At 65.0% G+C, this 25,870-nt stretch carries 35 protein-coding genes; 8 read left to right on the forward strand and 27 right to left on the reverse strand.

Annotated elements, in window-relative coordinates:
• The first annotated feature begins 14 nt into the window (after positions 1-14).
• The 8 genes from rnpA to ACH107_RS00235 all read left to right on the forward strand — a co-directional run bounded on the left by rnpA (position 15) and on the right by ACH107_RS00235 (position 7,139).
• Positions 15-398, forward strand: a complete 384-nt coding sequence (gene rnpA, locus ACH107_RS00200) for a ribonuclease P protein component (protein ID WP_412504155.1) — start codon at positions 15-17, stop codon at positions 396-398.
• Positions 395-616, forward strand: a complete 222-nt coding sequence (gene yidD, locus ACH107_RS00205; protein WP_412504156.1) for a membrane protein insertion efficiency factor YidD — start codon at positions 395-397, stop codon at positions 614-616. Before rnpA ends, yidD begins: the two co-directional genes overlap by 4 nt.
• A 306-nt stretch (positions 617-922) precedes the next feature.
• A complete protein-coding gene (locus ACH107_RS00210) occupies positions 923-2,446 on the forward strand; it encodes a putative bifunctional diguanylate cyclase/phosphodiesterase (RefSeq protein WP_412504157.1) in 1,524 nt (507 codons plus the stop codon).
• A 115-nt stretch (positions 2,447-2,561) separates the two neighbouring features.
• Positions 2,562-4,421, forward strand: coding sequence for a membrane protein insertase YidC (yidC, locus tag ACH107_RS00215; RefSeq protein WP_412504158.1), 1,860 nt, complete (start codon positions 2,562-2,564; stop codon positions 4,419-4,421).
• Between the two features lie 64 nt (positions 4,422-4,485).
• Positions 4,486-5,136, forward strand: coding sequence for a ribosome biogenesis GTP-binding protein YihA/YsxC (gene yihA, locus ACH107_RS00220; RefSeq protein ID WP_412504169.1), 651 nt, complete (start codon positions 4,486-4,488; stop codon positions 5,134-5,136).
• Between the two features lie 7 nt (positions 5,137-5,143).
• Positions 5,144-6,010 carry an acetylglutamate kinase gene (gene argB, locus ACH107_RS00225; protein ID WP_412504159.1) on the forward strand — a complete coding sequence of 289 codons (867 nt, stop codon included), beginning with the start codon at positions 5,144-5,146 and terminating at the stop codon, positions 6,008-6,010.
• Positions 6,007-6,636: a ferredoxin gene (locus ACH107_RS00230; protein WP_412504160.1), complete on the forward strand. Its 630-nt coding sequence runs from the start codon at positions 6,007-6,009 to the stop codon at positions 6,634-6,636. Before argB ends, ACH107_RS00230 begins: the two co-directional genes overlap by 4 nt.
• Positions 6,633-7,139 carry a SixA phosphatase family protein gene (locus ACH107_RS00235; protein WP_412504161.1) on the forward strand — a complete coding sequence of 169 codons (507 nt, stop codon included), beginning with the start codon at positions 6,633-6,635 and terminating at the stop codon, positions 7,137-7,139. Before ACH107_RS00230 ends, ACH107_RS00235 begins: the two co-directional genes overlap by 4 nt.
• A gap of 24 nt (positions 7,140-7,163) precedes the next feature.
• Here ACH107_RS00235 and ACH107_RS00240 read toward each other — a convergent pair whose 3' ends face one another.
• From ACH107_RS00240 to rpmC, 27 genes are all read right to left on the reverse strand, one after another.
• Positions 7,164-7,955 (reverse strand): amino acid ABC transporter ATP-binding protein, encoded by a 792-nt coding sequence (locus ACH107_RS00240; protein WP_310691106.1) that lies wholly within the window; start codon positions 7,953-7,955, stop codon positions 7,164-7,166.
• An 11-nt stretch (positions 7,956-7,966) separates the two neighbouring features.
• Positions 7,967-9,283, reverse strand: coding sequence for an amino acid ABC transporter permease (locus tag ACH107_RS00245; protein ID WP_310691105.1), 1,317 nt, complete (start codon positions 9,281-9,283; stop codon positions 7,967-7,969).
• Between the two features lies 1 nt (position 9,284).
• On the reverse strand, positions 9,285-10,586 hold the full coding sequence (locus ACH107_RS00250) for an amino acid ABC transporter permease (RefSeq protein WP_412504162.1): 1,302 nt from the start codon (positions 10,584-10,586) through the stop codon (positions 9,285-9,287).
• 134 nt (positions 10,587-10,720) lie between these two features.
• On the reverse strand, positions 10,721-11,737 hold the full coding sequence (locus ACH107_RS00255) for an amino acid ABC transporter substrate-binding protein (RefSeq protein ID WP_310691103.1): 1,017 nt from the start codon (positions 11,735-11,737) through the stop codon (positions 10,721-10,723).
• A 216-nt stretch (positions 11,738-11,953) separates the two neighbouring features.
• A complete protein-coding gene (locus ACH107_RS00260) occupies positions 11,954-12,658 on the reverse strand; it encodes an ATP12 family chaperone protein (protein WP_310691102.1) in 705 nt (234 codons plus the stop codon).
• Positions 12,655-13,149, reverse strand: coding sequence for an HAD-IA family hydrolase (locus ACH107_RS00265; RefSeq protein WP_310691101.1), 495 nt, complete (start codon positions 13,147-13,149; stop codon positions 12,655-12,657). The genes ACH107_RS00260 and ACH107_RS00265 overlap by 4 nt, the downstream gene beginning before the upstream one ends.
• Positions 13,149-14,189 (reverse strand): RluA family pseudouridine synthase, encoded by a 1,041-nt coding sequence (locus tag ACH107_RS00270; protein ID WP_310691100.1) that lies wholly within the window; start codon positions 14,187-14,189, stop codon positions 13,149-13,151. The genes ACH107_RS00265 and ACH107_RS00270 overlap by 1 nt, the downstream gene beginning before the upstream one ends.
• Positions 14,186-14,566 carry a fluoride efflux transporter CrcB gene (gene crcB, locus ACH107_RS00275; RefSeq protein ID WP_310691099.1) on the reverse strand — a complete coding sequence of 127 codons (381 nt, stop codon included), beginning with the start codon at positions 14,564-14,566 and terminating at the stop codon, positions 14,186-14,188. Before crcB ends, ACH107_RS00270 begins: the two co-directional genes overlap by 4 nt.
• 32 nt (positions 14,567-14,598) lie before the next feature.
• A complete protein-coding gene (locus ACH107_RS00280; protein ID WP_412504163.1) occupies positions 14,599-15,912 on the reverse strand; it encodes a replication-associated recombination protein A in 1,314 nt (437 codons plus the stop codon).
• A gap of 110 nt (positions 15,913-16,022) precedes the next feature.
• Positions 16,023-16,448 (reverse strand): 50S ribosomal protein L17, encoded by a 426-nt coding sequence (gene rplQ / locus ACH107_RS00285; protein ID WP_310691097.1) that lies wholly within the window; start codon positions 16,446-16,448, stop codon positions 16,023-16,025.
• Positions 16,449-16,588: 140 nt separating this feature from the next.
• Entirely contained in the window at positions 16,589-17,605 is a 1,017-nt protein-coding gene (locus ACH107_RS00290) for a DNA-directed RNA polymerase subunit alpha (RefSeq protein ID WP_310691096.1), read from the reverse strand.
• 106 nt (positions 17,606-17,711) lie between these two features.
• Positions 17,712-18,104 carry a 30S ribosomal protein S11 gene (gene rpsK, locus ACH107_RS00295; RefSeq protein ID WP_310691095.1) on the reverse strand — a complete coding sequence of 131 codons (393 nt, stop codon included), beginning with the start codon at positions 18,102-18,104 and terminating at the stop codon, positions 17,712-17,714.
• Between the two features lie 15 nt (positions 18,105-18,119).
• Positions 18,120-18,488, reverse strand: a complete 369-nt coding sequence (rpsM, locus tag ACH107_RS00300; protein WP_310691094.1) for a 30S ribosomal protein S13 — start codon at positions 18,486-18,488, stop codon at positions 18,120-18,122.
• A gap of 248 nt (positions 18,489-18,736) precedes the next feature.
• Positions 18,737-19,318, reverse strand: coding sequence for an adenylate kinase (locus tag ACH107_RS00305; protein WP_310691093.1), 582 nt, complete (start codon positions 19,316-19,318; stop codon positions 18,737-18,739).
• Positions 19,315-20,655: a preprotein translocase subunit SecY gene (gene secY / locus ACH107_RS00310; protein ID WP_310691092.1), complete on the reverse strand. Its 1,341-nt coding sequence runs from the start codon at positions 20,653-20,655 to the stop codon at positions 19,315-19,317. Before secY ends, ACH107_RS00305 begins: the two co-directional genes overlap by 4 nt.
• Positions 20,656-20,781: 126 nt before the next feature.
• Complete coding sequence (rplO, locus tag ACH107_RS00315; protein WP_310691091.1) at positions 20,782-21,255, reverse strand: 50S ribosomal protein L15; 474 nt, start codon at positions 21,253-21,255, stop codon at positions 20,782-20,784.
• Positions 21,256-21,459: 204 nt separating this feature from the next.
• Complete coding sequence (gene rpmD / locus ACH107_RS00320) at positions 21,460-21,651, reverse strand: 50S ribosomal protein L30 (RefSeq protein ID WP_084863642.1); 192 nt, start codon at positions 21,649-21,651, stop codon at positions 21,460-21,462.
• Positions 21,652-21,654: 3 nt separating this feature from the next.
• Positions 21,655-22,242 carry a 30S ribosomal protein S5 gene (gene rpsE, locus ACH107_RS00325; protein ID WP_310691089.1) on the reverse strand — a complete coding sequence of 196 codons (588 nt, stop codon included), beginning with the start codon at positions 22,240-22,242 and terminating at the stop codon, positions 21,655-21,657.
• Between the two features lie 104 nt (positions 22,243-22,346).
• On the reverse strand, positions 22,347-22,706 hold the full coding sequence (gene rplR / locus ACH107_RS00330) for a 50S ribosomal protein L18 (protein WP_310691088.1): 360 nt from the start codon (positions 22,704-22,706) through the stop codon (positions 22,347-22,349).
• Positions 22,707-22,717: 11 nt separating this feature from the next.
• Positions 22,718-23,251 carry a 50S ribosomal protein L6 gene (rplF, locus tag ACH107_RS00335; protein ID WP_412504164.1) on the reverse strand — a complete coding sequence of 178 codons (534 nt, stop codon included), beginning with the start codon at positions 23,249-23,251 and terminating at the stop codon, positions 22,718-22,720.
• A gap of 12 nt (positions 23,252-23,263) precedes the next feature.
• Positions 23,264-23,653, reverse strand: coding sequence for a 30S ribosomal protein S8 (gene rpsH, locus ACH107_RS00340; protein ID WP_310691086.1), 390 nt, complete (start codon positions 23,651-23,653; stop codon positions 23,264-23,266).
• Positions 23,654-23,665: 12 nt separating this feature from the next.
• Complete coding sequence (gene rpsN, locus ACH107_RS00345; RefSeq protein WP_310691085.1) at positions 23,666-23,971, reverse strand: 30S ribosomal protein S14; 306 nt, start codon at positions 23,969-23,971, stop codon at positions 23,666-23,668.
• 12 nt (positions 23,972-23,983) lie between these two features.
• Positions 23,984-24,547, reverse strand: a complete 564-nt coding sequence (gene rplE / locus ACH107_RS00350) for a 50S ribosomal protein L5 (protein ID WP_310691084.1) — start codon at positions 24,545-24,547, stop codon at positions 23,984-23,986.
• Positions 24,547-24,852 (reverse strand): 50S ribosomal protein L24, encoded by a 306-nt coding sequence (rplX, locus tag ACH107_RS00355; RefSeq protein WP_310691083.1) that lies wholly within the window; start codon positions 24,850-24,852, stop codon positions 24,547-24,549. Before rplX ends, rplE begins: the two co-directional genes overlap by 1 nt.
• Positions 24,852-25,220, reverse strand: coding sequence for a 50S ribosomal protein L14 (rplN, locus tag ACH107_RS00360; protein ID WP_084863650.1), 369 nt, complete (start codon positions 25,218-25,220; stop codon positions 24,852-24,854). Before rplN ends, rplX begins: the two co-directional genes overlap by 1 nt.
• A 74-nt stretch (positions 25,221-25,294) precedes the next feature.
• The gene (gene rpsQ / locus ACH107_RS00365; RefSeq protein WP_310691082.1) at positions 25,295-25,525 is read right to left on the reverse strand and encodes a 30S ribosomal protein S17; all 231 of its coding nucleotides are present in this window, start codon (positions 25,523-25,525) and stop codon (positions 25,295-25,297) included.
• A gap of 3 nt (positions 25,526-25,528) precedes the next feature.
• Complete coding sequence (rpmC, locus tag ACH107_RS00370; RefSeq protein WP_310691081.1) at positions 25,529-25,735, reverse strand: 50S ribosomal protein L29; 207 nt, start codon at positions 25,733-25,735, stop codon at positions 25,529-25,531.
• Between the last annotated feature and the right edge of the window lie 135 nt (positions 25,736-25,870).

Genomic DNA, 25,870 nt, shown 5'->3' on the forward strand with positions numbered 1-25,870 from the left:
GGGACGGGGTCATCATGACCTCTGACAATAAGACAACCGCCCCGGCCCACGCTGCGGCGGTTTCCCTTCGTGTGAACGGCCTCAAGAAACGCGCCGATTTTCTGGCCGCAGCCCGGGCCCGCGTGGCCCATTCCAAGGGGTTCGTGCTGCAGGCCCGCGACCGGGGCGATGATGGCCCGGCCCGCGTCGGTTTTACCTGCTCGAAGAAGGTCGGCAATGCCGTGGCCCGAAACCGCGCCAAGCGCCGCCTGCGCGAGATCGCCCGGCTCGAATTGCCGGACCAGGCCCGCCCCGGCTGGGACTACGTCCTGATCGGACGGCGCGAGGCCACCGCGACGCTTGATTTCAGGCGCCTGCGCGACGATCTCGGAAAGGCCCTGGCCGAGGTGCATTCATGACACCACCCGCCTATATCGTCTCATTGCCCGTTCGGGCCTATCGGCTGATCTTCAGTCCCTGGGTCGGGCATGGCTGCCGCTATCAGCCGACCTGTTCCGCCTACGCCATGGAGGCGCTCGAGAAACATGGCGCGCTCAAGGGCAGCTGGCTGGCCATGCGGCGCATCGGGCGCTGCCACCCCTGGGGCGGGCATGGCGTGGACAACGTGCCGGACTGATTTCCGGCCGCACCGCGTCGCACCGCAAGACTCCCATTCCATGGCAAAGGACCAGGTGCCCGAGGCGCGACAGACCTTGTGCGCGGTGAATGTGCCGGAATGGCCGCATGAGCGTACCGGGCGCTGATGAAGGGGGGCCTGTCCCGTCTGCTGGCCCAGCGGTTTCCCGATTTCGCCGGGCCGGCGCGTGGGGGGTCATGAAAATTATAGCGATTTTCCAAAGCGCCATTAACGGTCCTTGCAAGGGGCTGCCCCAGTCTGCCCCCGAACCTGCCCGAGTTCGGGCGCGTCAGAGGAACGACAGGAATGACCAAGGGGGCCGGGGCGTTCCATCTTTCAAGCACGCGGGCGCGGCTCCTGGCGCCGGGCCTGGCAACGGCCGTGGCCGGTACCCTGGTGGGCGCTGGGGCCAGTGGCGCCGCGGCCATGGTCGCCGGTCTCGCCTTTGTGGCTACCGGGGCCGCCGCGTGGCGCGCCGGGACCCTGCCCGCGCTGGCGCGACGCGACGCCCCGATCACCCGGTTGCACACGCGGGCAGGGCTGCTGGCCCGGATGCGCCGGCCCGCGGCCCTGGCGTCGACCACGCCGGTCCTCGTGATCCTGGCCGAGATCGACGACTTCCATCAGCTGGAGGAACGGCACGCCCGCCCCGTGATCGAGGCTTTTTTGCGCCACTGTGCCGATCGCCTTGTCGATCTGCTGGCCCCGGGGAACCTGACCGCGCACCTCGACGGGTCGCGCTTCGCGGTCGCCGCGACGGGCGTCGATGCGCGCACGCTCGAGACAGCGCTGCAGTGTGCCACGCGGCTGCAGCAGGCGCTTTCAACACCGTTCCGGTCCTCCTGCGGGGCGATCCAGGCCACGGCCTCGGTCGGCTTTGCCCTGTCCGACAGGATCGGGTCATCCGACCCGCATGACCTGATGCAGGCGGCGACCTGCGCCCTCGTCGAGGCCCGACGCAACGCCCCGGCGGCGATCCGGTCCTATTCGGACGGGATGCGCAAGCGGATCGCCGCGCGTTGCGAGCTGACGCGTGATATCGAAACCGGCCTGACATCGGGCCAGATCCGCCCGTTTTTCCAGCCCCAATTCGAGCTACGCTCGGGCCGCCTCGCCGGGTTCGAGACGCTCACCCGCTGGCATCACCCCAGGCTGGGCCTGATCTCACCCGCCGAGTTCCTGCCAATCCTGCGGGAGACAGGCCGCATGGAGCATCTGGGACAGTTGATGGTGTCCAGCGCACTGGACGCGCTGCGCCGCTGGGATGACCTCGGCCACCAAGTGCCCCAGGTCGGCGTCAACTTCTCGACCGAGGACCTGCGCGCGCCACAGTTGGTCGACCAGCTGGCGATGACCCTGGAAGCGCGCGGCATCGTCCCCCATCGCCTGGTGATCGAGGTGCTGGAAACGGTCGTGGCCCGCTGTGGCGACGACCAGGTCGCGCGCAACCTGGCCGGGTTGTCCCGGCTGGGCTGTGGCATCGACCTGGACGACTTCGGCACCGGCTACGCCTCGATCTCCAATATCCGCAAGCTGTCGATCAACCGCATCAAGATCGACCGCAGCTTCATCGGGCGTGCCGACGCGGACCCGGAGCAACAGGACATGATCGCCGCGATCCTGACCATGGCCGACCGGCTGCATCTGCAGACCCTGGCCGAGGGCGTGGAAACCCCGGGCGAACAGGCCAAGCTGACGCAGCTGGGGTGCGAATATGCCCAGGGCTTTCTTTTCGCCCGGCCGATGCCGCTGGAGGAGGCGGACACCTGGCTGGCCGGACAAGCCACCGCCCCTGCCCCGCCGGTGACCCTGCGCCGCAAAAGCGCCTGAGGCCCAGTTGCGCAAGGCGGCATCGGGCCCTGATCGGGGGCAAAATCGCTTGACCTTTGCCCCCCCGACCTGTTGAACGCCCCTGACCCAAGATCAGCAATTCCGGGCGGTTTCGATGGACGATCAGAACAAGAACCTCATTCTCGCGACGGCGCTCAGCTTTGTCGTGATCCTTGTCTGGTTCCTGCTGTTCCCACCGCCGGAACAGTCCCCCGGCATCACCGACGCCGATGGCGAGATCACCGCACCCGAGTCCGCCCCCGAATCTGCGCGCGCAACCGCCAGCGACGACGAGACCGCCGCCCCCTCGGTCGCCGACACCCCGGCCCAAGGCACCGGACAGGCCTCGGGCCAGACGGTCGACGCCGGCCTGGCCGAGGCCGAGCGGGTCGAGATCGCCACCCCGCGCCTGACCGGCTCGATCTCGCTCAAGGGCGGGCGGATCGACGACCTGTCGCTTTCGGACTATCGCGAGGACCTGGCCGAGGACTCCGACCTGGTGCGCCTGTTGTCCCCGGTGGGCAGCGCCGACCCGTATTACGCCCTGCATGGCTGGATCGCCACGGTTGGCGTCGAGCAGGGCCAGGTGCCCGGCCCCGACACGATCTGGTCGGTCGAGAGCGGCTCGACACTGGCCCCCGGCGACCCGGTCACCCTGGCCTGGAGCAATGACGCCGGGTTGACCTTCCGCAAGACCATTTCGGTGGACGAGGACTACATGTTCACGATCCGCCAGTCGGTCGAGAATGCCAGCGAGGCGGATGTCGCCATGCGCCCCTACGGCCTCGTCGCCCGCCACGGCGAGCCCGAGACCATCGGCTTCTTTATCCTGCACGAGGGCGTCGTGCGCATGTCGGACGGCACGCTGGAGGAAACCAGCTACGGCAAGATGCCCGACCTGACCGCGGACGAGAGCCGCGTCGAGGTCGCCGAGAATGGCTGGGTCGGCTTCACCGACAAATACTGGATGACCACACTGATCCCCGAGCCCGGCACGGAATTCCGCTCGGTCGCCCGGGCCGCGGGTGTGGACGACGACAACCCTGAAAGCGGCGTCTACCAGACCGAGACGATCTACGCCCAACAGACCGTCGCGGCGGGCGAGACGCTATCGGCGGAAACCCAGCTCTTTGCCGGCGCCAAAGAATGGGGCACGATCCGGGACTATGAACAGGCCGGGATCGAGGGCTTCATAGACTCCATCGACTGGGGCTGGTTCTTCTTCCTGACAAAGCCGATCTTCGCCGTGCTGCACTGGCTGAACGAGTTGATCGGCAACATGGGCTGGTCAATCATCGGCCTGACCCTTCTCATCAAGGCCGTTCTCTTCCCGCTTGCCTTCAAATCCTATGTCTCGATGGCCAAGATGCGCGAGCTTCAGCCCGAGATGGAAAAGCTCAAGGAGCGCGCGGGCGACAACCGCGAAGAGATGCAGAAGGGCATGATGGAGCTCTACAAGACGAACAAGGTCAATCCGGCCTCGGGGTGCTTGCCGATCCTGCTGCAGATCCCGATCTTCTTCTCGCTCTACAAGGTGATTTTCGTCACGATCGAACTGCGCCACGCCCCATGGTTCGGCTGGATCAGGGACCTTTCGGCGCCCGACCCCTCGTCGATCCTGAACCTCTTCGGCCTGCTGCCCTGGTCCACGCCGGAGCCCGGTTCGATCTTCTTCATCTTCAGCCTGGGTATCCTGCCGATCCTGCTGGGCATCTCGATGTACCTTCAGCAGAAGCTGAACCCTGCGCCCACGGACCCGACGCAGAAGATGATCTTCGCCTGGATGCCCTGGGTCTTCATGTTCATGCTGGGCGGCTTTGCCAGCGGGCTGGTGCTCTACTGGATTTCCAACAACGTGATCACCTTCCTGCAGCAATACACGATCATGCGCAGCCAGGGCTACAAGCCCGACCTGGTCGGCAACATCATAGGCTCGTTCCGAAAAAAGGGGGACGGGGCATCGGAGGAAAAGTGATGTCATCGCAGGCGCCGCAGGGGCCAGCCCCATGTCGCCGGCACAGCACCGGCGGGGCACTGTGATGCACCTGCCCTTCCCCATTGCCGAGATCGAGACAGACGCCCGCCGTGAGGCTGGCCGCAAGCTCTTCGCAGGTCAGACAGAGTTCCTCAAGGGTGTAGTCGCCATGTCCGGGTTGCCCACACCCGACCGCCCCGAGGTCTGTTTTGCCGGGCGCTCGAACGTGGGGAAGTCAAGCCTGATCAATGCCCTGACCGGGCGCAAGGGGCTGGCGCGCGCCTCGAACACGCCCGGGCGCACCCAGGAGATCAACTATTTCGAGCTGGGCAGCAGCCACTACCTGGTGGACCTGCCCGGATATGGCTTCGCCAATGCGCCGGTCACGGTCGTCGAGAAATGGCAGGCGCTGCTCCGGCACTATCTCGCCGGCCGCCAGACCCTGCGCCGGGCCTTCGTTCTGGTGGACAGCCGCCACGGGATCAAGCCTGTGGATGAGGAGATCATGAGCCTGCTCGACCAGGCCGCCGTGACATTCCAGTGCATCATGACCAAGACGGACAAGGTCAAGGAAAAGGACCTGGGGCGCGTGCTGACCCAGGTGCGCGAGCGGCTTACCACGCATCCCGCCGCATTTCCGGAACTGGTCCTGACCTCGTCGGACAAGGGCCTCGGGATCGACGTCTTGCGCAGCATCATTGCTGGAATAGACTGACCCCAACATGAAGACACCGGATATGAACCGCGACTGGATCGCCACAGCCAAGACCCTCAACCAGGCGCTGCCCTACATGCAGCGCTATGCCGGGGCGATCGTTGTCATCAAGCTGGGTGGGCACGCCATGTCCAGCCAGGCGGCGATGGAGGATTTCGCCCGCGACGTGGTGCTGATGCAGCAGGTCGGCGTGAACCCGGTGATCGTCCATGGCGGCGGGCCGATGATCAACGAGATGCTCGATCGGCTGGGCATCGTCAGCGACTTCGTCGGCGGCAAGCGCGTCACCGACGCCAAGGTCGTCGAGGTGGTCGAGATGGTGCTGGCCGGCACGGTCAGCAAATGGATTACGCATGCCATCAACCAGCAAGGCGGCCGTGCCGTGGGCCTGTCCGGCAAGGACGCCCACCTGATCACCTGCGACCAGGACGCGCCCGAGCTTGGCCTGGTGGGCACCCCGGCCGAGGTCGATCCAGGCCTGCTGCACACCCTGTTCGAGGCCCGCACTATTCCGGTGATCGCGCCACTGGGCGCGGGCCGCAATGGCGAGACGCTCAACATCAACGGCGACACCGCCGCCGGGGCGGTGGCCGCCGCGCTCAAGGCCGACCGGCTGCTGCTGCTGACGGATGTCGAGGGCGTCAAGGACGCAGAGGGCCACCTCTTGACCGAGCTTTCGCCCGACCAGATCCGCACACTGACCGAAGACGGCGTGATCGCGGGCGGCATGATCCCCAAGACCCAGACGGCGCTTGGCGCCATCGCGGGGGGCGTGCATGCGGTGGTGATCCTGGACGGGCGTGCACCCAACGCGGTGCTGCTCGAGTTGTTCACAGACCACGGGGCGGGTTCGCTGATCCGCACGCCGCGGTGAGCCTGTCCGAGGTTCAGGCAGCAGCGGGCGCGGCCCGGCTGAGTGTTCTGGGCGGCTTTCATCCCGATGCGGGCGAAGGGCTGGGGCGCACGCTGATGTTGCTGGGGCCGGGCCCGGACTTCTGGCACCACTTCACGCAATCCCCGGAAATGCGCGACGGGCAGGCCGACCCGCTTGATCGCTGGTCGCGCCGCGTCGTGCGCCGCATCGCTCAGGTCGTGGGCGCCCAGCCGCTTTTCCCCTTCGGCCCGCCACCTTTTCATCCCTTCCTGACCTGGGCCACGCGCACCGGCCGCATCTGGCCCTCGCCGGTCAATTTTCTGGTGCACGGCGAACAGGGCCTTTGGGTGTCCTTCCGCGGTGCACTGGTGTTCGAGACCGTTCTGGCGCTGCCACCGGCCATGGCCAAGCCCTGCGACAGCTGCGCCGACCAGCCCTGCCGCACCGCCTGCCCCGTCTCGGCCCTGACGCCAGAGGGCTATGACGTGGCCGTCTGCAAGGATTACCTGCGCAGCGGGGCCGACTGCATGAGTGGCGGCTGCGCCGTGCGGGCCGCCTGTCCTGTCAGCCAGTCCTTCCCGCGCGATGCCCGTCAATCGGCCTTTCACATGGAGGCCTTCCTGTGAAACGCCGCCTGATCCTGATCCGCCACGCCAAGTCCAGTTGGGACGACTCGCGGGCGGAGGATCATGCACGGGTGCTCAACGCACGGGGGCGCCAATCGGCGCGGGCCATTGGTGCCTGGCTGCGCGACAAGGGGTATCGTCCCGATGCGATTCTCAGCTCCGACAGCGCGCGGACGACGGAAACGGTGGACCTCATGCAGTCGGCCTGGCGGGATCTGGTGCCCGTCAGATATCTGCCAGCCCTCTACCACGCGCCACCACAAATCCTGCTGGAGGCCCTGCGCACTGCTACCGTCCCGCGCGTCGCGCTGGTGGCCCATAATCCGGGGCTCGGGGACTTTGCCGCAGCCATGGCCGCTGAGCCGCCCGCGCATCCGGATTTTCACCGATACCCCACCGGCGCCACGACCGTGATAGACTTCGATAGCGGTGGCTGGCCCGAGGTCGCCCCCGGCTCCGGTCGTGTTGTCGATGTCATTGTCCCGCGCGACCTCACGGGCTGACCCGCACCCCAGCCCGGTTGTCTGTCAGTGCCCCAGGATCTGGCTCAGGAACAGCTTGGTCCGGTCGCTTTGCGGATTGTTGAAGAACTCTTCGGGTTCGTTCTGTTCCACGATCTGGCCCTGGTCCATGAAGATCACCCGGTTGGCCACCTGCCGTGCAAAGCCCATCTCGTGGGTGACGCAGATCATGGTCATGCCCTCCTGGGCCAGCTCGATCATCGTGTCGAGCACTTCCTTGATCATCTCGGGGTCAAGCGCCGAGGTCGGCTCGTCAAAAAGCATGATCTGCGGGCGCATGCACAGCGACCGGGCAATGGCCACCCGCTGCTGCTGGCCACCCGACAGCTGGCCAGGGTACTTGTCGGCCTGTTCGGGGATCTTGACCTTTTCGAGGTAGTGCATCGCCACCTCCTCGGCCTCTTTCTTGGGCGTCTTGCGCACCCAGAGCGGCGCCAGCGTGCAGTTTTCCAGGATCGTAAGGTGCGGGAACAGGTTGAAGTGCTGAAAGCACATCCCGACCTCGGAGCGGATCCTGTCGATGTTCTTGAGGTCGTTGGACAGTTCCGTGCCGTCCACGACAATCTGCCCGGCCTGGTGTTCCTCCAGCCGGTTGATGCAGCGGATCAGCGTCGACTTGCCCGAGCCCGAGGGCCCGCAGACCACGATCCGCTCGCCGCGATAGACGGTCAGGTTGATGTCGCGCAGCACGTGGAACGCGCCGAACCACTTGTTCATGTCACTGATCTGGATCGCGACCTCGTCAGAGACCTGCATCTGGCTGCGATCGATCTCGCGGTCGGTAACAATGTCGGTCATGTCAGGTTTCCTTAACGATGCTCACGCTGGAGCTTCTTTTCGAGATAGATGGAGTAGCGCCCCATGCTGTAGCAGAAGATGAAGAACATCAGGCCGATGAAAATGAACAGCTCCCAGTAGATGCCGTTCCAAGCGGTCGTAGAGCGGATCGCATTGGTCAGGCCGATCGGGTCCAGCAGGCCGATGAAAACCACCAGCGTCGTGTCCTTGAAAAGGCCGATGAAGGTATTGACGATCCCCGGGATCGATATCTTGAGCGCCTGCGGCAGGATGATCAGGCGCATGGACTTGGCATAGTCCAGCCCCAGCGCGTCGGCGGCCTCGTACTGGCCCTTAGGCAGGGCGGCGAGGCCACCGCGCACCACCTCGGCGATATAGGCCGAGGCGAAGAGGGTGACCATGATGATGACCCGCAGCATCAGGTCGAAATCGGTGCCCGGCGGCAGGAAGTAATTCAGCAGCAGCGAGGCCGTGAACAGCCAGACGATCAGCGGCACGCCGCGGATGACCTCGATGAAGGCGACCGAGACCTTGGTGATGATGAACAGGTGCGACTGGCGCCCCAGCGCAAGCAGGATCCCCAGCGGCAGCGACAGGATGATCCCCGAGATGCCGATGATCAGCGCCAGCATGAAGCCGCCGATGTCGTTGGACTCGATCTTGGTGATCTCCAGCGGCAGGATCGCGGCAAAACCGGAGACCAGTGGACCGACAAGAAACATCCAGTACAGGACCGGCAGCAGTATGGCAGCAAGCACGCCGGGGATGTTGCCCGCAAGACGCGCGGCAAGGATGAAGCTCGCCGCGCCGACGCCGAAGCCGGCGGCCGTCAGGATGGGCCCCCAGAGGCTGCCGCCCCAGATGAGCCAGTAGACGATGAAAGGCGCGGCGATCGATCCCCAAAGCGCCCGGCGTGGCGTGCCCTGGAACAGCACCGGCGCGATGCCCAGCAGGAAAACGACGAAGGCCAGGATCGGACGCCAGTAGAGCTCGGGCGGGTAGAAGCCGAAGATCAGCTGGTTCCAGCGCTCCGTGATGACCGAGAAACAGGCGCCGCCATGGCCCGAAAGCCCCTTTTCGGCCAGCACCTCACGGCATCCGTCCAGGCTGTCGGCGGTCCAGACCGAATTGGCGAACCAGGGCAGCAGCGCCGACAGCACCGCGTAGATGACGAACAGCGACACAACCGTCAGAAGCACGTTGAGCCACCCCGAAAAGAGGTTCTCGCGCACCCATTTGACGGCACCCTTTTCGGTGATCGGCGGGGCCTGCTGGGCCACCATTTCGGTGCGCACGAAGCGGGTCGTTTCGGCGTGGACTTCGCTCATGTCACCGCTCCTTCAGCTTCACGGCATTGTTGTAGACATTCATCAGCGCCGAGATGACCAGCGACAGCACCAGGTAGAACAGGCCCAGCAGCAGCATGCCCTCCAGCTCTCGACCGGTCTGGTTGATGGTGATCCCGCCCAGCGTCGAGCGCACGTCCATGTAGCCCACGGCGATGGCGAGCGAACTGTTCTTGGTCAGGTTCAGGTACTGCGAGATAAGCGGCGGGATGATGACCCGCAGCGCCTGCGGCAGGACAACCAGGTTCATGATCCGCCCGGGGCGCAGGCCCAGCGCGCTGGCGGCCTCGGTCTGGCCCTTGCTGACCGACAGGATGCCGGCGCGGACGATCTCGGCGATGAAGGCCCCGGTATAGAGGGCAAGCGCCAGCCAGAGCGCGATCAGCGAGTTGCGCAGGTGGACCCCTTCGGCAAAGTTGAACCCGCGGAAGGCGGGTGCCACGACGGTCGCCCCCAACGCCAAGAGAACCGCGAGCGTGGGCAGGACGATGATACCGAGGTTGACATACCATATGGCCGGGCGGTCGCCCGTTGCCTCCAGGATGGCGTCGGCGCGGCGCGTGTTCCAGCGCGCGCCCAGGATCGAGGCCAAAAGAACACCGAACACGATCAGCCAGTCCCAGGTCGCCGACGGTGGCGGTGTGGTCTCAGCACCCTCTTCCAGGGTGGCGGTCTCGGCCCGCCAGTCGGCCCCGGCCGCCCCCAGCGAATTCTCGAAGCCGACGCGCGGGATGTAGACGCCGCGGTTTGTCACGGCAACGCTCTCGCCCATGATCATGGAGGCCGCCGCATCATCGCCGCGGAAGTCCCGTGGCTCGGGAGTGCTTTCGGTCATGATCGCGAAGATCAGGATGATCCACAGCAGCAGGGGAACGTTGCGGAACCCCTCGACGTAAACGGCCGTCAGGTTACTGACCAGCCAGTTCTTGGACAGCCGCAACACGCCGGCCAGAACGCCCACGATCGTCGCCAGGGTGCACCCCAGCAGCGCGACCAGCAGGGTATTGAGGATGCCGACCATGGCGGCGCGGCCATGCGTGCTTTGGCTGTCGTAGTCGATCAGGCGTTGGTTGATGTCATAGCCGGCCGGCTGGGTCAGGAACCCAAAATCGAAATCCTTGCCCAGGGTTTCGAGGTTCTGGACGGTGTTATTGACCAGCCACCAAAGCGCCGCGACCAACAGCACCAAGGCAATGACCTGGATGGTAATCGAGCGATACCGGGTGTCGTAGATAAGCTGGCGGAGCTGAAAGGGCTCTTTCGAAACGTCGATGGACGCTGACATCAATTATCTCCCTGCTCCCCGGTGGCATCCTGACGCACCCGTTGACCGGATTGCGCGAATTGTCTGGGGTGGTTGTCGGCGATGACCCCGACAGGGCGACGGGGGGCACATCGGCACCCCCCATCAGGTCTGTCTTACCGGAACGGCATGGCGTATAGCAGGCCACCGTCGGTGTACTGGGCGTTGAGCCCGCGGGCCAGGCCGACGGGCGTGTCCACGCCGATATGTTTGGCGAACAGCTCTCCGTAGTTGCCGCCGGCCTGGATGGCGCGCACGGCCCAATCGGACTCAAGGCCAAGTTTGGCACCAAGCTCACCCTCCGCACCCAGCATCCGGTCGATTTCCGGCTTGTCGGTGCCTTCGGCCATTTCCTCGACATTGTCCGCGGTGACGCCCATCTCCTCGGCGGCGATCAGCGCCATGAGCGTCCAGCGCACCACGTCGCCCCATTCGTTGTCGCCGTGGCGGACGAGCGGGCCGAGCGGCTCTTTCGAGATGGTCTCGGGCAGGATGACGTGATCCGAGGGGTTCTCGAACGAGGCGCGGGTCGCCGCAAGTCCCGAGGAATCGGTGGTATAGACGTCACAGGCCCTGGCCAGATACTGCTGCTGCGCCTCGGCGTTCGTCTCGATGGGCAGCGGCTCGTAGTCCATGTCGTTCGAGCGGAAGAAATCCGCAAGGTTCAGTTCGGTCGTGGTGCCGGTCTGGATGCAGACGGTCGCGCCGGCCAGGTCCATGGCCGAGGAAACGCCCAGGTCGCGCGGGACCATAAAGGCCTGGCCGTCGTAGTAGTTGATGCCGGTGAATTCGAACTTCAGATCGACGTCGCGAGTGAAGGTCCAGGTGGTGTTGCGGGCCAGCATGTCGACCTCGCCCGAGGCCAGCGCGGTAAAGCGGGTCTGGCCGGTGGTGGGCACGAACTCGACGGCCATCGGGTCACCGAGAACGGCGGCCGCGACCGCGCGGCAAACAGCCACGTCGAAGCCCTGCCATTCGCCATCGGAGTCGGGGGCGGCGAAGCCGACAAGGCCGGTTGTCACGCCGCAGTTCAGCGTACCGCGGGCGGTGACGTCGTCAAGCGTGGCGGCCGACGCGGCACCGGCGGCAAGGCCGGCGGCAGTCAGCGTGCCAAAAAGTACGGATTTCTTCATTTTTTACCTCTTCCTGTCTTCCCCGGCAGAACGGGGTGCTTATTGGTCGTCCCGCGGGACGAGGGTGATACGACGCAGCGACACTGCGAACACGATCACAGTGGTCGGATTCACGGCCCTAGGTCAAGGGAAAGTAGGTGGTCCCGGACCGGCTCTGCGCGGTATGTTCGACTGCAAAGTGCTGCATTGACAGGCAATCCGACCAACCGGCGTGCACTATGCCATTGCATACACCTCAGCTGCCGTTTCCAGCTGCGCCCGCTTGAGGCCGGCGGTCGCCGTGGCCTCGCTGTCGGCGCCCCATTGCTCGATCTGCCAGTCCTCGTCCAACCGCGACATGTCGAAGGCCCGATCCGCCGCCAGCCGGCCGCGCGCAACGGCCAGACCAAGCACCAGCGACCCGGTGATCGTCACCAGGTCGTGCAGCGCGGTGAGCTGGAAAACGGTGTGGTCATGGGTGGCCGCACGCAGGCGCGCGACGGCCTCGGGCGGCTGGGTCACGGGCATCACGCCCTGCGCGAGGGTCAGGCGCGCGCCATAGGTGTCCGCCGCCCAGTCCAGCAGCGGGTCCCAGTTTTCACGCTGGCGGACGCAGAGGTCCTCCGGGCCTTCGGCGCGATAGCACAGCAGGTCGCAGCCGCCGTAATCGGCCAGCATATCGGCCACCTGCGTGAACTGGATCGCGACCTTGTCGATGGCGGCATTGGCTGCGCGGGTCATGGGCATGGTCGCCGGCTCGATGATCTTGTCGACGGCGCGCCATTCGGCCGCGATCGCCTCGGCCATCATGCGGCTGGGCACAGCGACCGGTGCCTTGGCCGGGGTCTTGACCGGGCGCCCGTCCAGCGCGATGGCATGGCCGTGATCTGTCTCGACCACGCTGACCTCGGTCCAGAACCGGCGGGGTTGCCAATCGCTCATGTGTCCTGCTCCGTGTCCTGTCCGATCAGTCCGTCCACCGCCGCGTCCAGCGCGGCGAAATCGCCGATCATGGCGTCCGCCGTCAAGGCCTCGGGCGCGGGGTGGCCCCAGCCGACCCCGATGCAACGAACCCCGGCGGCGCGGGCCATGTCCATGTCGAAGCGGGTGTCGCCCACCATGACCGCGCGCTGCGCCGCCACGCCGGTCTCGGACAGGCAGGCGAGCAGCATGCCAGGGTGCGGCTTGGAGGGGTGGTGATCGCTGGTCTGGGTGGTGTCGAAGACCCCTTCCAGCCCCTGCGCCGCGATCAGCGCGTCGAGCCTGCGTTTCGAGGTGCCCGTGGCCACGCCCAGCAAGGTGAAGGGATCCGCCAACAGACGGCCCAGCGCCGCCCGCGCTCCGGGGTAGAGCCGCCGCGTCTCGGGCCGCGCGTTCAGGCTTTCGAGCAGCGTACCCTCCACGTCAAAGATCACGAGGCGCAGATCGGCCATTACATCAGCTCTTCGAAGGGGTCCTCGGCGGCAAGATCCTCGGTCCAGCCGAAGGTCTCCCAGGTGTCCGCCATGTGCGCGGGCAGCGGGGCGGTGACAGTGACGACCTGCCGCGTGACCGGGTTTTCGAAGCGCATCATCCGCGCATGCAGATGCAGCTTTTTCGAAATGACCCCGCCCAACTGCGCGCCCCAGCCGTCACCCATGTTGTCCTGCCCAGACCCCCCATACTTGCCGTCCCCCGCGATGGGATGTCCGATCTCGGCCAGATGCGCGCGCAGCTGGTGGGTGCGCCCTGTCAGCGGCTCCATCGCGACCCAGGCCGCCCGGCTGGCCACGCGGTAGAGCGTGGCATAGAGGGTATGCGCCCGCTTGGCCCCCGGCGTACGGTCAATATCGCGGGGATGAACGGCATGCATCTTCTCGCCTTCGCCCGCGGCGCCGCGGCCCCCGGCCTTGACCAGGCCGTATTTGATTTCCCCGAGATAGGGCGTGGGCACCCCGGCCACCAGCGCCCAGTATATCTTGCGCGTGCCCTTGTGGCGCATGGCCGCCGTCAGTCCCTGCGCCGCCTGACGGGTGCGGGCCAGCAGCAGCACGCCCGAGGTGTCCTTGTCCAGCCGGTGCACCAGGCGCGGCTTGTCCTCGGCCCCGAATTTCAGGGCCTCGGCCAGTCCATCCACGTGGCGCATCTGCTTGCTGCCGCCCTGCGTTGGCAGACCGGCGGGCTTGTTCAGCGCGATGACCTCGTCGTCGCGGTAGATCACGCAGTCACGGATCAGGCGGGCATCTGCCTCGGAAACCGCATCCTTGGGTCTGGCGGGCGCCTTGCTGTCGGGCAGCGGCGGGATGCGGACCTCCTGGCCCGCGTCCAGCCGTGTGCTGGCCTTGACCCGCCCGCCATCGACGCGGATCTCGCCCTTGCGGCAGCTCTTCTCGATGCGGCTCTGGGTGATCTGCGGGAAATGCCGCTTGAGCCAGCGATCAAGCCGCTGGTCCCCCTCGCCCGCGGCCACGGTGATGCTCAACACGCCGCTCATGCCAGCACCGTGCGCATGATATGCACCCCTGCGAAGACCGCCAGGAGCGACCCGGCAACCGACACCCCGACATAGAGCGCGGCCTGCCCCGCCTGACCACGTTCGATCAGCGTGAGGGTCTCCTGGGAGAAGGCCGAGAACGTGGTAAACCCACCAAGCACCCCGGTCATCAGGAACGGATTGAGCGCCGCCAGCCCCCGCTGGCCCAGGTAGACCAGAAGCGCGCCCATCAACAGGGACCCGAGAACATTCACCGTCAGCACGCCCAGCGGAAACCCACCCGCGCCAAGGCCGCGGGTGATCGCGGCCCCCGCGGCAAAGCGTGCGGCAGAACCGATGGCGCCGCCAAGGGCGACCTGTAGCATGGTGATCAACATGGGCGCGTTCCTTGATGCTAACGGTGGCGTTGTCAACTGCCCTGCCGCCGGGCGCGCAGCTTGGCGAAATAGTCGACGCGCTTTTTCAACTCGCGCTCGAAGCCACGATCGACAGGGCTGTAGTAGACGCCGCGCTTCATGCCGTCAGGAAAGTAGGTTTGCCCGGAAAACCCATCCTCGGCATCGTGGTCATAGGCGTAGCCCTCACCATGGCCGATGTCCTTCATAAGAGAAGTGGGAGCGTTCAGAATATGTTTCGGGGGCGGCTCGCTGCCGGTCTTTTTCGCCGCCGCCACGGCATTCTTGTAGGCCGCATAGCCCGCATTGGATTTCGGGGCGAGGGCCAGGTAGATCACCGCCTGCGACAAGGCCAGTTCGCCCTCGGGGCTGCCGAGCCGTTCATAGGCCTGCCAGGCGCCGATGCAGATCTCCTGCGCCTGCGGGTCAGCCAGGCCGATATCCTCGACCGCCATGCGGGTCAGGCGCCGGGCCAGGAAGCGGGGGTCCTCGCCCCCCTGCAGCATCCGCGCGAACCAGTAGAGCGCCGCGTCCGGGTCCGAGCCGCGGACGGATTTGTGCAGCGCCGAGATCAGGTTGTAGTGGGCATCGCCGGTCTTGTCGTACTGCGCGGCCCGCTGGGTCAGGCGCGTTGTCAGCGCCTCGGTGTCGAGCTTTTCCGTCGCCGTCCAGGCGGCGACCTGTTCCACCAGGTTCAGCAGCGCACGCCCGTCGCCATCGGCCATCTCCAGCAGGGCCTCGCGCGCTTCGCCCGTCAGGGGCAGGGCCCGGCCCAGTTCCTGTTCGGCGCGTTGGGCGAGCCGTTCCAGGTCGGCGAGCGTCAGGCGCTCCAGCACCAGCACCTGGGCCCGGCTCAGCACGGCCGAGTTGAGTTCGAACGACGGGTTCTCCGTCGTCGCCCCGACCAGCACGATGGTGCCGTCCTCCATGTGCGGCAGGAAGCCGTCTTGCTGCGCCTTGTTGAAGCGGTGGATCTCGTCCACGAAAAGCAACGTGCCGGTGCCGCTTTGCCACCGCATCCGGGCGGCGTCGAAGACCTTGCGCAGTTCCGGAACGCCGGTGAAAATCGCACTGATCTGGATGAAATGCAGATCGCTGGCATCGGCCAGTAGCCGCGCGATGGTCGTCTTGCCCACCCCCGGCGGCCCCCAGAGGATGAGTGACGACAGCTGACCGGCCGCGAGCATCGCGCCAAGAGGCGCTTCGGGGCCGAGCAGATGCTCCTGCCCGATCACCTGGTCCAGCGCCGCGGGACGCAACCTGTCGGCCAGCGGGCGCGGTGCACTGGCACTGGCGTCATCGCCGGAGGTATCGAAAAGGTCGGCCATGGGGTAACTCTAGATGCCTGCACTGCGCAAGGCCAGACATCTGCGGCAGGCGGAAACGAAAATGGCCCGCCGGATCAGGCGGGCCATCGAAAAACATCGCGACCGGCGTATCAGTCCGCGTCGTCCATGGCTTCCTCGGCCTCAAGGCGCGCGCGGTCGGCAGCGCCCTTGGCATCGGGGTCGCGGTCGACCAGTTCGATGATGGCCATCGGGGCCATGTCGCCATAGCGGAACCCGGCCTTGAGAACGCGGGTATAGCCGCCCTGGCGGTCCTGATAGCGCGCGCCCAGCACATCGAAGAGCTTGGCGACATCCTTGTCCTGCTTGAGCTGCGCCGCGGCCTGGCGGCGGGCGTGGAGGTCACCGCGCTTGGCGAGGGTCACAAGCTTATCCATGATGCGCTTGAGTTCCTTGGCCTTGGGCAGGGTGGTCTTGATCTGTTCATGTTCGATGAGCGACCCGGCCATGTTCGAAAACAGGGCTTTGCGGTGTTCATGGGTCCGGTTCAGGCGGCGGTATCCGCGGGCGTGACGCATTTTCAGTCTCCTTGGCTGCCCTCTACGGGCGGTTTTGCTTTGTCCGGCGGGCCATGCGTGTGACCTGCTCTCCTTGGGGCGGTATGCCCGGGGTCGAGGCGGACCAAAATTCAGGAATTTTGGTCCGCCTCGAAATCGTCTCAGAACTGGTCTTCGAACTTCTTGGCCAGGTCTTCGATGTTGTCCGGCGGCCAGTCCTCGACATCCATGCCGAGGTGCAGGCCCATGCCCGAGAGCACTTCCTTGATCTCATTGAGCGATTTGCGGCCGAAGTTCGGCGTGCGCAGCATCTCTGCCTCGGTCTTCTGGATCAGATCGCCGATGTAGACGATGTTGTCGTTCTTGAGGCAGTTGGCCGAGCGGACCGACAGTTCCAGCTCGTCCACCTTCTTGAGCAGCAGCGGGTTGAACTCCAACCCGTCGTCGTCCTGGCTGGTGTGCGCGGCTTCGGGCTCGTCGAAGTTGACGAAGACCTGAAGCTGATCCTGCAGGATGCGCGCAGCATAGGCCACGGCGTCCTCGGGGGTGAGCGAACCGTCGGTCTCGACCTTCATGGTCAGCTTGTCATAATCCAGCACCTGGCCCTCGCGGGTGGGCTGCACATCGTAGCTGACCTTCTTGACCGGCGAGTAGATGGCGTCAATGGCGATCATGCCGATCGGCGCATCTTCCGGCTTGTTCTTGTCGGCGGCGACATAACCCTTGCCGGTGTTCACGGTCAATTCGATATAGAGATCCGCGCCCTCGTCGAGGTGGCAGATCACGTGATCCTTGTTGAGGACCTCGATGCCCGCACTCTCGGAGATATCCCCAGCGGTCACCACGCCCGGGCCTTTGGCCTGCACTTGCAGACGCTTGGGGCCGTCGGTCTCCATGCGGATGGCAACGCCCTTGAGATTCAGCACGATATCGGTGACGTCCTCACGGACCCCCGACACCGATGAGAACTCGTGCAGCACGTTGTCGATCTGCACGGCGGTGATGGCGGCGCCCTGAAGCGACGACAGAAGGATGCGGCGCAGGGCATTGCCCAGCGTCAGGCCGAAACCGCGTTCCAGCGGTTCGGCAACCACGGTGCCCTCGCGCGCCGGGTCCTTGCCCGGTTTCACGTCAAGCTGCGTGGGTTTGATAAGTTCGGCCCAGTTTTTGTGGATCATGCGTCCCTCCATACTTGTCTGCCCTGCTGATCCGGCGGGGCGGACGCCCGAGGTAGAAATGACGAAAAGGGACCCCGCGCGCGGGGTCCCCGTGGAATCGTGTCGATCAGACGCGGCGACGCTTCGGGGGGCGGCAGCCGTTGTGCGCAATCGGCGTCACGTCCCGGATCGCGGTGATGTTGAAGCCGGCGGCGGCCAGCGCGCGCAGCGCACTCTCGCGGCCCGAGCCGGGACCCTGCACCTCGACGTCGAGGGTCTTCATGCCGTGCTCCTGCGCCTTGCGGCCCGCATCCTCGGCGGCCATCTGTGCGGCATAGGGCGTGGACTTGCGCGAGCCCTTGAAGCCCATGGTGCCCGCGGACGACCATGAAATGGCGTTGCCCTGCACGTCGGAAATCAGGATCTTGGTGTTGTTGAAGCTGGAGTTCACATGCGCGACGCCAGCAGCGATGTTCTTGGAGGCCTTCTTCTTGCCCCCGCGACGGGTATCACGTGCCATTGGTAGCGTCCTCCCTTACTTCTTCTTGCCGGCGATGGGCTTTGCGGGGCCCTTGCGCGTGCGTGCGTTAGTATGCGTGCGCTGTCCGCGCACGGGGAGGTTGCGGCGATGGCGCAGGCCGCGATAGCAGCCAAGATCCATCAGGCGCTTGACATTCATCTGCACCTCGCGGCGCAAGTCGCCCTCGACGGTGTAGTTGCCGTCAATGTGTTCGCGGATCGAGAGGACTTCGGCATCCGACAGCTCGTTCACGCGGCGGGCCTCGTCGATATTGACCGCGTCGCAGATAGCCTTGGCCGAGCTGTGGCCGATTCCGGTTATGTAGGTCAGGGCGATCGGGACCCGCTTTGCAGTCGGGATATTCACGCCGGCGATACGTGCCACGTTATCTTTCCTTTCGTTGCGGTTCCGTAATGCCGGAACCTTTTTTCACAACTGAAGCCCGGAGCATCGCGCTGCCGGGCCCTAGCCTGGTTCAGGTGATCTGCCTCGTCTCGGGCGCGGCCCGATTCGAAACATGTCCCGCACGGGATGGTGTTGCCTAGGGCTGTGCGAGCGGATGGTCAACCCCCGTTCCGACGGGCTGCGCCGGCTTTTCAAAAGCCGTGTCCCGCGGCCTGTCAACGTACCGTCTAGCTGTTCAGGGACGCCTTGATTGCGCTGGCGACCTCGTCGATCTCGCCCAGCCCGTTGACCGTCGTCAGCTGACCCTTGGCATAGTAGTAACCGACCAGCGGGCTGGTCTGCTTGTAATAGGCCAACAGCCGGGTCTTGAGGCTGTCCTCGTTGTCGTCGGCGCGGGCCTGTCCGCCGGCCTTGGCCGTTTCCGCGGCCCGGCCCAAGATCCGTTGCACCAGGACATCGTCGTCCACCGACAGGGCGATCACGCGGTCGAGGGTCTCGCCCATCTCGTCAAGCAGCGCAGCAAGGGCGTCGGCCTGGGCCAGGGTGCGCGGGAAGCCGTCGAAGATGAAGCCACCATGATCGCCCCCCGCTTGCAGCTTTTCGCGGATCAGGCCGATGACGATATCGTCAGTCACAAGGTTGCCCGCATCCATGACGGCGGCGACCTTCTGGCCCATCTCGGTGCCCGAGGTGCGCGCCTCACGCAGCATGTCGCCGGTGGACAGCTGCACCATGTTGCGGTCTTCCACAAGGATACGGGCCTGCGTGCCCTTACCCGCGCCGGGCGGGCCGAGAAGAATGAGGTTCATTTGCGTGCCGGTCCCTTGTTGCGTTTCTTCGATCCGCGCTTGCCGCGCAATTGCGACTTCTCGATCAACCCTTCGTACTGGTGCGCCAGCAGGTGCGACTGGACCTGCTGGATCGTGTCCATGCCGACACTGACGATAATCAGGACAGAGGTGCCGCCGAAGTAGAAGGGGATGGCCAGCTGGCTGCGCAGGATTTCCGGCAGGATCACGATTAGCGCGAGGTAGGACGAGCCAAGCACCAGAATGCGGGTCAACACGTAATCGAGATACTCCGCCGTGCGCTTGCCGGGACGGATACCGGGCACAAAGCCGTTCTGGTTCTTCAGATTGTCGGCCACGTCATCGACCTTGAAGGCCACCTCCTTGGAGTAGAAGAAGGTGAAAAAGACCACCATGGCGACCATGAACAGCAGGTAGAGCGGCTGCCCCGGCCCAAAATAGGCGAGGATCGTCGACATGACCGGCCCGGTCTGCCCGCCCGAGAAGGTGCTGAGCGTGGTCGGCAGCAGCAGAAGCGCGCTGGCGAAGATCGCCGGGATGACGCCCGCCGGGTTCACCTTGATCGGCAGGTGGCTCGATCCGCCGTCGAAGACCTTCATGCCGACCTGACGGCGCGGGTACTGGATGTGAACCTTGCGCAGGGATCTTTCCATGAAAACGACGAAGGCCAGCACCACGATCACCATGGCGATCACGGCGACGATCAGCCCCCAGTTCCCGGTGGACCGGCCCTGGGCAAGGAAGCTGGCCAGGGCCGAGGGGATCTCGGCGATGATGCCCACGAAGATGATCAGCGAAATACCGTTGCCGATGCCCCGCGCGGTGATCTGCTCGCCCAGCCACATCAGGAACATGGTGCCGCCGACCAGCGTGATGACACAGGCCGCCCGGAAGAAGAGGCCAGGGTCTGTGACCAGGTCGCCGGCCTCGAGGCTTGCCGCCATGCCGTAGGCCTGGAAGGTGGCTAGCACCACGGTGCCATAGCGGGTATACTGGTTGATCTTCTTGCGGCCCTGCTCGCCCTCTTTCTTAAGCTGCTTGAGCGGCTCCCACATGGCCGAAAGCAGCTGCACGATGATCGAGGCCGAGATATAGGGCATGATGCCCAGCGCAAAGATGCCCATCCGCCCCAGCGCGCCGCCGGTGAACATGGACAGGATGCCGCCGATGCCGGCCTGGGCGTCCTCCATGAAGGATTGCAGCGCGACCGTGTCGATCCCCGGCACCGGGATGTAGGTGCCCAGCCGGTAGACGATCAGCAGACCGAGCGTGAAGAAGATGCGCTGACGGAGTTCCTTGGCCTGGCCAAGGGCCCCCCAGCTCATGTTCGATGCCATTTGTTCAGCAGCGGATGCCATGTATGCCCACCTGTTCAGACGAACGCCGCCAGACCGGTATCCCGGACGGCGGCGTCAGGAAACTTGGATAGGGATGTAAGGGGCGCGGCGCACCCCCACAACCCTTTACTCTGCCGCAGCCGCGGGTGCGACCGTCACTGTTCCGCCGGCCTTTTCGACGGCGTCCACCGCGCCCTTGGAGGCCCCGGTGACGTTCAGCGTGACCTTGCCGGTCACCTCGCCCTTGCCCAGCACGCGGACACCGTCAAGCTTGCGGCGAATGACGCCAGCCTCGAGAAGGCTGTCCTCGGTGATCTCGCCCGCGGCGTCGAGCTTGCCCGCGTCGATGAATTTCTGGATGATGCCGAGGTTCACAACCGCGAACTTCTTGCGGTTGGGCTTGTTGAAGCCCCGCTTGGGCAGGCGCTGGTACAGCGGCATCTGGCCGCCCTCGTAGCCCTTGACGGCCACGCCCGACCGGGATTTCTGGCCCTTGATACCACGGCCGCCGGTCTTGCCCTTGCCAGAGCCCGGGCCGCGGCCCACGCGCATGCGCTTCTTGTTCGCGCCTTCGTTGTCGCTCAGTTCGTTCAGTTTCATATCGCTTCTCCTTTGCCGGACGACCCTGCCGAAGCGATACGCAGGGGACACGGCTTTGCGTTCATGTGAGTCGGACCTTGGAGGGCCGCCGGGGGCGTATACGGCCTGAACAGGTGGCGATCAAGGGGCTGGGGCCGGGCGCCAAAGAAAACGCCCCGGCAATATTCCTGACCGGGGCGCCTTGGTCTGTCGCTGGGCGCGGCCTCAGCCGCGTTCCTCGACGATCTCGACCATGTGGGGAATCTTGGCGATCATGCCGCGCACGGCCGGGGTATCTTCCAGTTCCCGGGTCTTGTGCATCTTGTTCAGGCCCAGCCCGACGAGGGTCGCACGCTGATCGCGCGGGCGGCGGATGGGCGAGCCGATCTGCTTGATGACGATGGTTTTCTGCGCCATGGATCAGGCCTCCTCGGCAATCTGGGTCTGCGGGTCGCCGTAGTCGGGCGCCTCGTCCCGGCTGGGCAGGATCTGGGTGACTTTCTTGCCGCGCCGCTGCGCCACGTTGCGCGGGCTCTGCTGGAACTGCAGCGCGTTCAGCGTGGCGTGGATCATGTTGTAGGGGTTCTGGGTGCCGACCGACTTGGCGACGACATCCTGAACGCCCAGCATCTCGAAGACGGCGCGCATGGGGCCGCCGGCGATGATCCCGGTCCCCTGCGGCGCGGTGCGCAGAACGACCTTGCCGGCCCCGTGGTGGCCGAAGCCATCATGATGCAGGGTGCGGCCTTCGCGTAGCGGCACGCGGATCATCTTGCGCTTGGCGGCCTCGGTGGCCTTGCGGATCGCCTCGGGGACCTCCTTGGCCTTGCCCTTGCCGAAGCCGACACGGCCCTTCTGATCGCCCACGACGACGAGCGCGGCGAAGCCGAAGCGCTTGCCCCCCTTCACGGTCTTGGACACACGGTTGATCGCGACAAGGCGATCGGCGAATTCCGGGGTCTCGTCGCGATCGCGACGGTTCCCGCGGTTCTGCTGGTCTCGAGCCATCTGGCTTCCTCTCGGTCTGGCGCGACGCGCCGGTCAACTCAATCCAGGTGGGCCAATCCGACCCCCGGATCATCGGGGGGGCGTGAACCGCCCCCCGCAAGTCTTCAGATCTTCAGGCCGCCTTCGCGAGCGGCGTCGGCCAGGGCCTTGACCTTGCCGTGGAACAGGAAGCCGCCACGGTCGAAATAGGCCTCGGTCACGCCGGCCTTCTTGGCCCGTTCGGCGATGGCCGAACCCACCTTGGTGGCCACCTCCACATTGTTCGCGCCGGACCCGGCCATGTCCTTCTCCATCGAGGAGGCGGAGGCCAGGGTGACGCCGTTCACGTCGTCGATCAGCTGGGCGCTGATGTTCTTGTTCGAACGATGCACGCTGAGCCGCGGACGGCCCGAGTTCATCTTGCGAAGCTTGTTCCGGACGCGCAGGCGGCGTTTCTGGAACAGTTGTCTCTTGCTGTTTGCCATCTGTCGCGTCCTTACTTCTTCTTGCCTTCCTTGCGGAAGATATACTCGTCGACGTATTTGATGCCCTTGCCCTTGTAGGGTTCGGGGGCACGCCATTCGCGGATGTTCGCGGCCACTTGGCCGACCTGCTGCTGGTCAGCCCCCTCGACCACGACGACCGTGGGCTTGGGCGCGGTGACGGTGATGCCGTCGGGCACCTCGAAGTTCACGTCGTGCGAATACCCGAGGTTCAGCTTGAGCACGTTGCCCTGCATCTGCGCACGGTAGCCGACGCCGCTGACCTCAAGCTCCTTCTTGAAGCCGTCGGTCACGCCGGTCACGCAGTTCTGCACCATGGTCCGCGACATACCCCACTGCTGGCGCGCGCGCTTCGACGGGCCGCGCGGCTCGATCGAAACGGCGTCATTGTCCACCGACAGGGTGACATCGTCGGTTGCCGTGAAGCTGCGGGTGCCCTTGGGGCCGGTCACTTCGATGGTCTGGCCGGAGACAGTGGCGCTCACGCCGCTGGGCAGCTCGACCGGTCTTTTGCCAATACGAGACATGATCTGATCTCCTTAAAAGACCTGGCAAAGCACCTCGCCACCAACCTTGGCAGCGCGGGCGTTTGCATCCGACATCACGCCCTTGGACGTGCTGACAATCGACACGCCGAGGCCCTGACGGACCTGCGGAATGTCCTTGGCCCCCATGTAGACGCGGCGACCGGGCGTGGAGACACGGGCAAGCTCGCGAATGACAGGGGTGCCCTCATAGTACTTGAGGCTGATCTCGAAGGCGGGGTGGCCCTTGGCTTCGGTCTTTTCGTAGCCACGGATATAGCCTTCGTCGGCCAGCACATCCAGCACCCAGGCACGCAGCTTGGAGGCCGGGGTCAGGACCGTGGATTTGCCACGCAGCTGGCCGTTGCGGATACGGGTCAGCATATCACCGATAGGATCGTTCATGACTGTCCCTCCTTACCAGCTCGACTTGACCAGGCCCGGGATCTGGCCGTCGGACCCGAGGTCCCGAAGCGCGATCCGGCTGATCTTCAGCTTGCGATAATAGGCGTGCGGACGCCCGGTCAGCTGGCAGCGGTTGTGAAGCCGAGTGCGCGCGCTGTTGCGCGGCAGCTTGGCAAGCTCGAGCCGCGCCTTGAAGCGCTCTTCCATGGGCTTCGATTCATCGTTGGCGGTTTCCTTGAGAGCGGCGCGCTTGGCGGCGAATTTCTCGACCATCTTCTGGCGCTTGGTCTCGCGGGCGATCATGGATTTCTTGGCCATCGTATACGTCCCTCAGCTGTTGAACGGCATGTTGAAATGCTTCAACAGCGCCTTGGCTTCTGCATCGGTCTTGGCGGTGGTGGCGATGACGATATCAAGCCCCCATACCTCGTCGACCTTGTCGAAGTTGATTTCCGGAAACACGATGTGTTCCTTCAGGCCGGTGGCGTAGTTGCCACTACCATCGAACGACGTGCCCGACACACCGCGGAAGTCGCGGATACGCGGCATCGCCACGGTGATCAGCCGGTCAAGGAAATCGTACATGCGATCGCCGCGCAGGGTCACCTTGGCCCCCAGCGGCATGCCTTCGCGGACGCGAAAGCCGGCGATAGACTTCTTGGCCTTGGTGACGACGGCCTGTTGACCGGCGATGGCCGTCAGGTCGTCCTGTGCAGCCTTGGCCTTTTTCGAGTCCTTCACCGCCTCGGCCCCGCAGCCGATGTTGAGGACGATCTTGTCCAGGCGCGGGATTTGCATGTCGTTGCTGTAGCCGAATTCTTCCTTCATGGCAGCACGAATGCTGTCATTGAACTGGGCGCGCAGGCGTGGGGTATAGGTCGCAGTATCCAGCATCAGATCACGTCCCCCGTGGTCTTGGCAAAGCGGACCTTCTGGTCCCCGTCCATCTTGAACCCGACGCGGGTCGGCTTGCCGTTCTTGTCAACGATCGCCAGATTGCTGAGGTCCAGCGGCATCGCCTTGGGCGTGCGGCCGCCCTGGCTGGCCTGGCTCTGCTTCTCGTGGCGGATCGCGATGTTCACGCCGTCGACCACGGCCTTGCCGGCCTTGGGATCGACCGAAGTGATCTCGCCGGTCTTGCCCTTGTCCTTGCCGGCCAGGACGACGACCTTGTCACCCTTTTTCAGTTTGGCGGCCATCAGAGCACCTCCGGAGCGAGCGAGATGATCTTCATGAAGCTCTTCCCGCGCAGTTCGCGAACCACCGGCCCGAAGATACGGGTGCCGACAGGTTCTTCGTTGTTGTTGAGGATGACGGCAGCGTTGCGGTCAAAGCGTATCGCGGTTCCGTCTTCGCGGCGGACTTCCTTTGCGGTGCGCACGACGACGGCCTTGCGGACGTCGCCCTTTTTAACGCGGCCGCGCGGAATGGCCTCTTTCACGGAAACGACGATGATATCGCCGACCGATGCGTAGCGGCGGTGTGACCCGCCCAAGACCTTGATGCACTGCACCCGGCGTGCGCCGGAGTTGTCAGCGACATCCAGATTGGTCTGCATCTGGATCATTTGGTTTCTCCCGACCTGTGAGGGGCATCATTGCCGTTTCCCCAGGGTTTCGCTCAAACCGGTTGGTGAACGCCCTAGTTGGCGATCACCTCCCAGCGTTTCGTCTTCGATTTCGGCGCGCATTCCTGAATGCGAACCTTGTCGCCGACCTTGAACTGGTCGGCCTCGTCGTGCGCCCGGTACTTCTTAGACTTGCGGACGGTTTTCTGCAGCAGCGGGTGCTTGAAGCGACGTTCGACCGACACGGTGACGGTCTGGGCGTTCTGGTCGCTGGTGACGGTGCCTTGAAGGATACGCTTGGGCATGTCTTACGCCTCCTGCGCGGCAGCCGCCGCTTTTTCGTTCAGGATTGTCTTGACCCGGGCAACGTCACGCTTGACGGCGCGCATACGGGCAGTGTTTTCCAACTGGCTTGTGGCCTGCTGGAAGCGGAGGTTGAAGGCCTCTTTCTTGAGATTGGCAAGATCGTCCCGAAGCTGGTCCGGGGTCTTGTCACGAAGTTCCTTGGCGTCCATCGCCTTTGTCCTTTCCAACATCACCGAGGGGCCCCTCACGGGTCACCCACAGATTCGGTGGAGTTCGTGTAGAAGTGCGCCGTATAGGGGCGATTGCAGGTTGTGGCAACCCCTTTGTCCTGTGCGGCGGAAATG

This window comes from Roseovarius halophilus (ex Wu et al. 2025) (assembly GCF_047086965.1).

Coding starts and splice junctions, on each gene's coding strand:
- rpmC (WP_310691081.1), bottom strand. CDS start 25,735: ATGGACGCCAAGGAACTTCGTGACAAGACCCCGGACCAGCTTCGGGAC.
- rpmD (WP_084863642.1), bottom strand. CDS start 21,651: ATGGCGCAGAAAACCATCGTCATCAAGCAGATCGGCTCGCCCATCCGC.
- ACH107_RS00255 (WP_310691103.1), bottom strand. CDS start 11,737: ATGAAGAAATCCGTACTTTTTGGCACGCTGACTGCCGCCGGCCTTGCC.
- rpsE (WP_310691089.1), bottom strand. CDS start 22,242: ATGGCTCGAGACCAGCAGAACCGCGGGAACCGTCGCGATCGCGACGAG.
- crcB (WP_310691099.1), bottom strand. CDS start 14,566: ATGTTGATCACCATGCTACAGGTCGCCCTTGGCGGCGCCATCGGTTCT.
- ACH107_RS00265 (WP_310691101.1), bottom strand. CDS start 13,149: ATGGCCGATCTGCGCCTCGTGATCTTTGACGTGGAGGGTACGCTGCTC.
- rplN (WP_084863650.1), bottom strand. CDS start 25,220: ATGATCCAGATGCAGACCAATCTGGATGTCGCTGACAACTCCGGCGCA.
- ACH107_RS00210 (WP_412504157.1), top strand. CDS start 923: ATGACCAAGGGGGCCGGGGCGTTCCATCTTTCAAGCACGCGGGCGCGG.
- rplF (WP_412504164.1), bottom strand. CDS start 23,251: ATGTCTCGTATTGGCAAAAGACCGGTCGAGCTGCCCAGCGGCGTGAGC.
- ACH107_RS00270 (WP_310691100.1), bottom strand. CDS start 14,189: ATGAGCGGCGTGTTGAGCATCACCGTGGCCGCGGGCGAGGGGGACCAG.
- yihA (WP_412504169.1), top strand. CDS start 4,486: ATGCACCTGCCCTTCCCCATTGCCGAGATCGAGACAGACGCCCGCCGT.
- rplR (WP_310691088.1), bottom strand. CDS start 22,706: ATGGCAAACAGCAAGAGACAACTGTTCCAGAAACGCCGCCTGCGCGTC.
- rplO (WP_310691091.1), bottom strand. CDS start 21,255: ATGAAACTGAACGAACTGAGCGACAACGAAGGCGCGAACAAGAAGCGC.
- secY (WP_310691092.1), bottom strand. CDS start 20,655: ATGGCATCGAACATGAGCTGGGGGGCCCTTGGCCAGGCCAAGGAACTC.
- yidD (WP_412504156.1), top strand. CDS start 395: ATGACACCACCCGCCTATATCGTCTCATTGCCCGTTCGGGCCTATCGG.
- rplX (WP_310691083.1), bottom strand. CDS start 24,852: ATGGCCGCCAAACTGAAAAAGGGTGACAAGGTCGTCGTCCTGGCCGGC.
- rpsK (WP_310691095.1), bottom strand. CDS start 18,104: ATGGCACGTGATACCCGTCGCGGGGGCAAGAAGAAGGCCTCCAAGAAC.
- argB (WP_412504159.1), top strand. CDS start 5,144: ATGAAGACACCGGATATGAACCGCGACTGGATCGCCACAGCCAAGACC.
- ACH107_RS00250 (WP_412504162.1), bottom strand. CDS start 10,586: ATGTCAGCGTCCATCGACGTTTCGAAAGAGCCCTTTCAGCTCCGCCAG.
- rpsN (WP_310691085.1), bottom strand. CDS start 23,971: ATGGCCAAGAAATCCATGATCGCCCGCGAGACCAAGCGCCAGAAGATG.
- ACH107_RS00305 (WP_310691093.1), bottom strand. CDS start 19,318: ATGAACCTCATTCTTCTCGGCCCGCCCGGCGCGGGTAAGGGCACGCAG.
- rplQ (WP_310691097.1), bottom strand. CDS start 16,448: ATGCGTCACGCCCGCGGATACCGCCGCCTGAACCGGACCCATGAACAC.
- ACH107_RS00245 (WP_310691105.1), bottom strand. CDS start 9,283: ATGAGCGAAGTCCACGCCGAAACGACCCGCTTCGTGCGCACCGAAATG.
- rnpA (WP_412504155.1), top strand. CDS start 15: ATGACCTCTGACAATAAGACAACCGCCCCGGCCCACGCTGCGGCGGTT.
- ACH107_RS00280 (WP_412504163.1), bottom strand. CDS start 15,912: ATGGCCGACCTTTTCGATACCTCCGGCGATGACGCCAGTGCCAGTGCA.
- ACH107_RS00290 (WP_310691096.1), bottom strand. CDS start 17,605: ATGATCCACAAAAACTGGGCCGAACTTATCAAACCCACGCAGCTTGAC.
- yidC (WP_412504158.1), top strand. CDS start 2,562: ATGGACGATCAGAACAAGAACCTCATTCTCGCGACGGCGCTCAGCTTT.
- rpsQ (WP_310691082.1), bottom strand. CDS start 25,525: ATGCCCAAGCGTATCCTTCAAGGCACCGTCACCAGCGACCAGAACGCC.
- ACH107_RS00260 (WP_310691102.1), bottom strand. CDS start 12,658: ATGAGCGATTGGCAACCCCGCCGGTTCTGGACCGAGGTCAGCGTGGTC.
- ACH107_RS00240 (WP_310691106.1), bottom strand. CDS start 7,955: ATGACCGACATTGTTACCGACCGCGAGATCGATCGCAGCCAGATGCAG.
- rplE (WP_310691084.1), bottom strand. CDS start 24,547: ATGCTGGATACTGCGACCTATACCCCACGCCTGCGCGCCCAGTTCAAT.
- rpsH (WP_310691086.1), bottom strand. CDS start 23,653: ATGAACGATCCTATCGGTGATATGCTGACCCGTATCCGCAACGGCCAG.